The 8,400-nt window shown below is 36.8% G+C and carries 6 protein-coding genes; 1 reads left to right on the top strand and 5 read right to left on the bottom strand.

Going from position 1 to position 8,400, the window contains the following annotated elements; translation table 11 throughout:
- Both Q8S11_RS16715 and Q8S11_RS16710 read right to left on the bottom strand, forming a co-directional pair.
- Positions 1-1,745 (bottom strand): DUF3857 domain-containing protein (locus Q8S11_RS16715; protein ID WP_305663270.1); only part of this gene is annotated, 1,745 nt, incomplete at its 3' end.
- Positions 1,742-3,616, bottom strand: coding sequence for a DUF3857 domain-containing protein (locus Q8S11_RS16710; protein ID WP_305663269.1), 1,875 nt, complete (start codon positions 3,614-3,616; stop codon positions 1,742-1,744). The genes Q8S11_RS16715 and Q8S11_RS16710, both read right to left, overlap by 4 nt.
- 219 nt (positions 3,617-3,835) lie before the next feature.
- Between Q8S11_RS16710 and Q8S11_RS16705 the strand changes: the two genes are divergently transcribed.
- Positions 3,836-4,780 carry a 3'-5' exonuclease gene (locus Q8S11_RS16705; RefSeq protein ID WP_305663268.1) on the top strand — a complete coding sequence of 315 codons (945 nt, stop codon included), beginning with the start codon at positions 3,836-3,838 and terminating at the stop codon, positions 4,778-4,780.
- Positions 4,781-5,032: 252 nt separating this feature from the next.
- Here the strand turns inward: Q8S11_RS16705 and Q8S11_RS16700 are convergent, their stop codons facing one another.
- The 3 genes from Q8S11_RS16700 to Q8S11_RS16690 all read right to left on the bottom strand — a co-directional run bounded on the left by Q8S11_RS16700 (position 5,033) and on the right by Q8S11_RS16690 (position 8,390).
- Positions 5,033-5,869 (bottom strand): hypothetical protein, encoded by an 837-nt coding sequence (locus tag Q8S11_RS16700; protein WP_305663267.1) that lies wholly within the window; start codon positions 5,867-5,869, stop codon positions 5,033-5,035.
- A gap of 21 nt (positions 5,870-5,890) precedes the next feature.
- On the bottom strand, positions 5,891-6,571 hold the full coding sequence (locus Q8S11_RS16695; protein WP_305663266.1) for a LytTR family DNA-binding domain-containing protein: 681 nt from the start codon (positions 6,569-6,571) through the stop codon (positions 5,891-5,893).
- A gap of 295 nt (positions 6,572-6,866) precedes the next feature.
- Entirely contained in the window at positions 6,867-8,390 is a 1,524-nt protein-coding gene (locus tag Q8S11_RS16690) for a sensor histidine kinase (protein WP_305663265.1), read from the bottom strand.
- Between the last annotated feature and the right edge of the window lie 10 nt (positions 8,391-8,400).

The following is an 8,400-nucleotide window of genomic DNA, read 5'->3' as shown; positions in this document are numbered from 1 at the left end:
AATTTCCCAAAAGGCTTTTCAATGTTGATATTTTGAGGTTTTGTGTCTAGCTTATATCCTTGCGGGAGTGTGAAAACGATATCGTCCGTATCTGTATAGCCCCTGTTAATGTAGACGGGATTTGTGCGGTTTGTAACCTCTTTCGGAGCTCTTCCTATTGGATCGATAATATTTAGAGGAATAAAAAGCCTTTCTCCAGACATGGAGCTATAATTAGGATAAGTGAATTTAATTTCTTCCGTGGTCAAGGGCTTATACCCCTTATCCTGGTTAAGCTTAAACGATTCAATATTAAAGTCTAAATTGTAAATTTCTTTTAATTTTTTAACTTGTTCAGTATAAGATTCATTGATTAGGGTTTCACGGTTTTCGTATTGTGATCCTTCAAATGTTGTTTTAAGGGTGGCATTTAATCCACCTTTATCATCAATTAAAAATTCTGCCTTTCTAATTTGTTTGTTTTCTTCCGTTGTCAGTTTAGGTGTTCTTATTAATTTACCACCTTCTTCTGTGCAGGCCAATGCTACCCGATCGTCTGTAAAGTCCCCTAAAAATCCAAATGGCAGAGTTTTGCTTGTACAATCAACCCATGTAGTGTCATTAGGAAAGGGTATGCAAAGTATAACATGATTGAACTGATTGATACTTGCAAATTCTGTTATAGCACTCTTTTTTAAATTGCCGGCTTCTACAAGGGTGTAATAAGATTTTACACCAATAGTATTGAGCAGACCCTTCATGTAATTTACAAGCCCTTTACAGTCACCATACCCAAGCCGGTCGACATCCGATGCAGGAAATGGTTGAAAACCCCCAATCCCTACCTGGATACTTATATATCGAGTCTTTTGCTGGACAAATTCATATATTTTTTTTGCCTTAAGCTTTGGGCTCTCAATTCCTTTAACCAAATCAATAATATACTTTTTTGTTTCTTCGGGGATGATATCTCTGTCTTTAAGTAATGCTTCGTTGGTCCACTTCCCATATTCATTCCAGTTCGTAAATGTCCCTTTCACGTTTTGATATGCAAAATTTACAGGTGCAAGTTTGACTCTTGGAAGAAAGTGTTCAGGATCAGGACTGTAGGGTTCTGAACGCAGGGCTTTCATATTCTTTATTTCCCATTTATAGGTTTTGTAGCCGTTTTTATCAGTTCCGGATTCAACTTTGCCGGGACTATTCATCTCTTTGTAACGTATTTCGAAATTAGGGTTAGTGAGAATAGTGAATTTTGAGGATTGTACTGAAACTCCCGCTGAGTTACATGGTATCCATTCCGGTAAAATAAGACTCTGCTTTACTCTAATCTCTGATTCATATTCTATGGTATATGGGTAAATCTTGCTGACAGGCGAGAAATGCTTTATGCGGCTGTCTTCGAATAGTGACATGTTGCTAACAGCGCTCTCATCTTTAAAATCCTTATCTGTAATTTTGCTCATTAAATGTCCAGACTCGTTGTAAAAGGCACCCTTTATAAATTTAATTGACCGGGTTTTGTCATACCACATATAAAGCGCTGCTTCCTCATCGGCGGATTCGTTAAGCACTGTTATTGCCTTAGTGTTTCGTATAATCACTTCGTTGAAATCCTTAACTTCAACAATGGTTTCATCGTTCCTGATCACTGCCCCTGCCCGTGTTTTGAGCTCGGCAGGGATAGCATCTATGGCATATTTCATCTGTGCATAAGAGAAAATATGCATCACAACTAAGGCCATTGTTCCAAAATACTTTTTCATAGTTTCTTTTCAAATACAAAGTCAGTTTTATGATTATCGACAATCTTGTTAAAAAGTTCTTTTAAGTATGGGTATTCTTCTGGTGTATATATTGATTTGTTGAACAATGTCCTTTGAGATAACTGGATAACATTATCACTGATTTCTTGAGTGGTTATGAATAAGCCGCCATCCAGAGGCAGACCAAGACGTGCTGTTGCAGGCGAAGATACCACTCGAAATTTGTCTGGAAAGGTCAGCGATAGCATTAACCGAGTTTCACTTGGTATTCCCCAGTCTACCGCATATAATCTTTCAGCTAATTTGAACGGATTCTCAGTTAACTTGACCATCAGGAAAGGATTATAAAGAAACTTTTCCTGGTTGAGATTATCATATGCATCAATTTCTATCTCATAGCTTTCACTTAGGGTAGATTCCAGACTGTCAAGATTAGAAATTTCTGATTTTAAGATTTTCATCTTGGGGTAACGCTCATCCAGGTCTTCGATGTATTCTTCAACAGAATTGAATTTTTTGATCCTCTTTCTTTTGTTATGAGCCTCATATCCGATAGAAAAGTTTGTGAGCTTCCCTTTAATTTTCCCAGTTTCATCGAGGGACAGAACCAAGCTATATGAATCAACCGACTTGTGTGTAGCCTTAAGATCAATCCAAAAGGACGGTCGCGTGAAACTCATTACCCGTCCCTGATCATTGATGCATTGAATTGGTAATAATCCGAAGGGGAGAAAGGGATCGGATGCATCCATCAGGTAGCTTTTCTCCCCGATTACAACCCTTGCGATTACATAATTGAAATCACTTACAACAGGATATAATTTGTTGATGATTCCATTATTCCTTGTTGACAATAATACTGGCTCACAAAATAATCCTGCTGAAGTCATCGCAGAAACAAGAGAAAGATTAATATCTGCAATATTTCCAGATCTTTTTTCATAAGCTTTGCGCAGACCGTCAGGATAAATTCCAATTGACCCATCCCATTTAAACCATTTTTGTATATGTTTAAAAATAGTTTTTGCTTTTAAAAGTTCATCCGTTTGCTTTCCTAAGAGGGCTTTTATTTCTGTTGCAAAAACGTCTTTCTTCTGAAGCTGTTTTCCAAATACGTCAGAAGACATTAACTCTTCATCAATATTTTTCCACTCTTTTGTTACCCCATGCTTTATTCCCATGTAATCGGTATATTCTGAAAGTTCAAAATTGATCGTAGATAAAAAATTTGAACGGGCAGTCATGTATGCTTCCTCCACGAAAGCAGGTATACTATCCAAAACATATGTATTTTTCCAGCAATCGGTTTTTAGATCAGACCCACCACCGGTAAAACAATCCTTCATTAATTCTGGCAGATCGGCTATTAACTCGTATGGACCTTTATATGAAATATTATAATGATAAACCTGCGGAATGGTCGTTACATATTTGCTTTCAATCTTAGGGATATCAGATTGAAATTCCCAGGAACGAAAATTGAAAATAAAGGGTGATGTAAGTTTATAACTATACTCAATTATACAACCTTCATGAAGATCAGGTAAGGTGAATTTAACCAGGTCCCAATTTTTGTTTTTATTTTCTTTAATAATACTTTTTGTATCCAGAGACGCTTTTACTTTCTTTCCATCAACATCAATGTAGGTGGTAGTACCCGAAACATTTGTTACAGATTCGTATTTTAAATTGTCGCCTTTGTAAATAGGGATTATTACATTTCCCTCATCAAAACCTTTATCGTCAAATATTTTAATACGGACAGTATATTCAAGAATGATCCTTGAATCCTGTTGAATCTTGAAATACGCATTTCCTAGTTCTTTTAAAACGACCGCGTGTGCACTGGTGTCACCGGTATAGGATTTCATTGTCAGTTCTTCATTTGTCAATTCTCCGATAGGATTTTTTGCGCAAATGTGGATCCGAAATATGCCAAAAGACATATAATTAACATTGTCCTTTTCATAGGATAGGTTGGTTAGTAGATTTATCAATACCTCAAAATATACAAATCCCCGTTAATTCAAAAATATTTTACACTTTGCCCTTTATATGAATGATTTTGCGATTTTTGTAGACTATACACTATGAAATTAAACCTAAAACGCCCCCTTGCATTTTTCGACCTTGAAACAACAGGCGTTAATGTCGCATCAGACCGAATTGTGGAGATATCCATTCTGAAGGCAATGCCTGATGGAACGGAAGATGTAAAAACCCTGCGTATCAATCCGGGAATACCGATACCGCTAGAATCTTCTCTCATTCATGGCATTTATGATGAAGATATCCGTCATGAGCGAACATTTAAGCAGGCAGGAGAAGAGCTCGCACGTTTCCTGGATGATTGCGACCTTGCAGGATACAATTCCAATCGCTTCGATATTCCGGTTCTGATGGAAGAGTTTTTACGTGCAGGTATTGATTTTGACATTGAAAACAGACATTTTGTCGATGTCCAGAATATATTTCACCAAATGGAGCAGCGCACTTTAAAAGCTGCTTATCAGTTTTATTGTGGCAAGGATATTGAAAATGCCCATTCAGCCGAAGCGGATATAAAAGCTACTTATGAGGTTCTGAAAGCCCAGATAGAACGTTATGAAAATCAAAGTTGGGAGGATAAAAAGGGTATAGTCTCAATGCCGGTTCAAAACAACATTGAATCGCTTCATGCATTTACCAATTTGAATAAACCGGTAGATTTCGCTGCCAGAATGGTTTATAATGAAGATGGGATTGAAATTATTAATTTCGGAAAACATAAAGGCCGCCCGGTTGAAGATGTTTTTCAATCAGAACCCAGTTATTATAACTGGATGATGAATGGTGATTTTCCTTTGTTCACCAAGCGTTGTCTCGAAAAAATATGGAATCGGTTTAATGCAAAAAAAGAACAGTTAAAAACAGACAGACAGAATGCATCGGCTGCTCAGAGCTCTGTTCAAAGTTCTCCCCAAAAGCCTAAGGAAGAAGCGAAACCTATTACGAATGATCATTTGGAGCAATTGAAGATGAAATTTGGAAAGTAATTGATAGTTGACAGTTGACAATTGACAATGAATCGATAGCTATCGGGTTGAGAATTAAAAATGATTGTAACAGGCAAAAGATAATTGGTAACAGGCAACGAACAATAGTATCTAGAATCAAGAACCAGGTATCATGACTTAATCCTGTTTCAAAAAAAATTTAATAGTAAAGGATATTGACTATTAAAAAACATTAAATAATTAGGATGATTTACAGATAACAGGCAACTTATAATTGATAACAGGCAACATCTATTCTACCGGGTAATACGCCTTCCCAATCACTCCTTCATCGCTTAGCAGGGGATGTAATGTTTCTGATTCCAGGATGGATCGTAGGGTAGTTTTCTTTCCATTAAGCCATAACTTATTCTGGATCAGTCGGATACCATGGCTGTAATCTACATGATCGGTAGTATGTCCGTTATAAAGTGCTTGAATTGCTTTGCCATCAGGTTTATGCCAGCCATAAATTGCAACTCTTAAATGATTTTTGGAATTGTATATCATGTTTGAAATAACCACATCTTTCTTGTTACCAGCCACCAGGCTACCCAATGGATATTTTCTAATGGATTGATCTCTTTGCTGCTGTACCATTCTTGTATGTCTTTCAAATACCGGAACAGTGATCATTGCTTTGGAAGGAGGGATTGGCTGGGGCATCATTTTGACAGCTGCAGTCTGGTAAATCCTATCGGAAATCTTTCTTGTTGGAAGGCTGCAGTCGAGTAAGTCTGCAAGTTTCTGAGCTAACTGAGGTCGCATCGGACAATAAAAATAATCGGAATCAGAGCCAATTGCCAGAAAATCAGGCAGAGCATAATATTTGATCGTTGTTAATTCTCCCTTAATTATTGCAGTATCCCTGATCACTGAAAGTTTTCTGTAAAAGCGGGGAATATTACCGGACTGAATCTCATTAAATATAATTTTTTCGCGTTCCTCAAGACTTAAGGAACTATCCCTGATACTCTTTGAAAATTCAGTGCCATTTAATGCATCGGCTGCTCTATTTTTTAATTGCAGGCGCTGTGAATGGCAGTCAACAGCGAAAATTGTTAAAAGCAGGAGCAGTACATATTTCATATTATTGATCAAAGAAAAGCTTTATCTTTTGTCCAAAGCACTGAGGTTTACCATAAATGATTCGCTTACAGGGATTTGAAAATCGTTTATATGTATCTGGTGTCTTTCAATCCTGTTAATTGCAGCTACAGCAGCCATGTAGGAGCGATGGATTCTGATAAATTTATTCTTCGGCAGGATCACTTCAAGTTCGGCAAAAGTCATTCGCGAAAGCAGACTTTTATTTTTCAGTACAAAATTGACATAATTTCCGGCGGCTTCCAGGTATAGTATATCCTCAAAATGTACTTTTTCCTGCTCATATCCTGTTTTAAGAAAAATGAAATCAGCGCTACCACTTTTATTTCTCAATTGGAACAATTCATATGCTTTATTACATCCCTTGACAAAGCGGCTCAATGAGAATGGCTTGAGGAGGTAATCGATTGCATCCAGTTCAAAGCTGGTAACCGCGTGTTCAGAATATGCGGTTGTGAAGATTACCATCGGCTTTTTATTAAGGCTATTCATGAAATCGATCCCCGAAATATCGGGCATTTTAATATCCAGAAAGATCAGGTCAACATTTTCTTTCTGTATATACTCCATAGCCTTAAATGCATCAGTGAATTCGGCCTTTAGGTTCAGAAAAGGAACTTTTGAAGCATGACTGCGCACTACTTCGAGTGCTAATGGTTCATCGTCAAGTGCAATCGCATTCATGGTATAAATGTATCATTAAAATGAGTCTTTTTATTGATACTCCTGATTCCTGATTCCAATGAAATATAATTTTTTAGAAATTGACGCATACTTTTTCGATTTAGCCATTCCTTAATAATATTACATTTATTTTCTTTAAGTGGATGTTCATTATTTTGCTGAGAGTGAACCATTATGGTGATCTCCTCCTGGTCAATTTTAACTCTACTTGATTCATAACATAAACTTTCACCACAAGAATTCAATATCATGCTAAAAAGCAGAATGAATAATAGAATTTTCATGATTAAATAAATTAGTCCAGTTGAATAGTAAGGTGAACAAAAAACTCTTTTCCACTCTCCAGGATAGATAATTCATGTTTTCCCGGGTATAATAGTCTGAGTCTTTGCTGAACATTATTCAGGCCTATACCATTATTGTCCTTTTCAGGATCATTTAAAGGTTTTGGATGGATACTGTTAGAAATATCGAAATAGAGGGTTTTGTCTTTACAAACAAGGCTGATACGAATGTTTGAGGACTCCTTAAGACTTATGCCATGTTTAAATGCATTTTCAATAAAAGGGATGAGTAGCATAGGAGCGATTTGAAGTATGCCTGTATGCTCTTCAATCTCTGTATGGATCTGAATATCAGGTGATGACTGTGTTCGCAGGGTTTGAAGTCCGATATAGTTGTTCAGGTATTCTATTTCCCTTTGTAGTGAAATTTTCTCCTGAAGGTTTTCCCTCAGCATAAAGCGCATCATATCACCAAGTTTCTGAATTCCTTCCGAAGTCCGCTCTGCATTTTCCTGAAGTGCTGTGCCATATAGTGTATTAAGTACATTGAACAGGAAATGAGGGTTGATTTGAGATCGAAGGAAGTTCAGGTCGGCTGTTGAACGCCCCAATGCAGTCTGTAGTCCTTTAATTTCATAATCTACTGTGGTTCTGTGTTTGTAAACATACCAGGCCAATGGTGCTGTAAATAAAAGCTGAAATCCGATATTAAATAATGCAGCTACAAAAGCAATTTCACTATCGTGATTTGGAATCAAAAACAGAAGTATAGTGAATATTGGTATTGTGCTAAGTAAAACTAAGAGGAAAATTTTTTTCAGATAAGTTTTGAATGGCCTTGATTTTTTGTAGATATCCGGTAAGTAGGCATACATCGAATAGCAGTACAAAAATATCCCTGCAAGAGAACAGGTACCAACAATCATAACAACATCTGCATCACTCTGACCGATTAATAATAAGAAAATTGTGATCATCCAGAAAATAAATGCAAATATTCCGTCGCGGGTGATTACCCTGTATTTAGATTGGATCAGATCTGAGTTTTCAAGCAGGTAGATCGCAAGGAACTTTATGATATTATATAGGGCGAACATCATCAATAGCCAGAAAGAATAGATCGCTGATTCCTGAAAGAGCTTTGAATAAAGCTCATCTTCTGAATATTTATCGAAAAGATATCCCTGAGTCCAGGTGTCGGTAATGGCAAGTACCACACTGATCAGGTAAAATATAATCAGTGTAAATATGATATTCAGTGTGATATTTTCTTTTCTGCTGAGTGGGGGAATGATCACAAAGCTTAGCAGGCAATAACTGGCATAAAAGCTGATATATCTGCATAAAAGGGGTAAAAAATGGTTGTTGAAGTATGAATAATGCTGATGGACCTCATCGAATTCATGCTTTCCAGGCTCCCAGTTATTGTTTATAGCACCTGAAACAAGAAAGAATACAGAAAAAACGAACATGGTAGTTGCAGCCCAGAATTCTATTCTGTTGATATCTGAAGGGTTTTTTAGAATATTTTTCATTTTAATCTTT

This window comes from Daejeonella sp. (genome assembly GCF_030695525.1).
Classification (GTDB): domain Bacteria; phylum Bacteroidota; class Bacteroidia; order Sphingobacteriales; family Sphingobacteriaceae; genus Daejeonella.
Note: the sequence above shows the minus strand (reverse complement) of the source record. Positions and strands in the feature narration are given on the sequence as shown.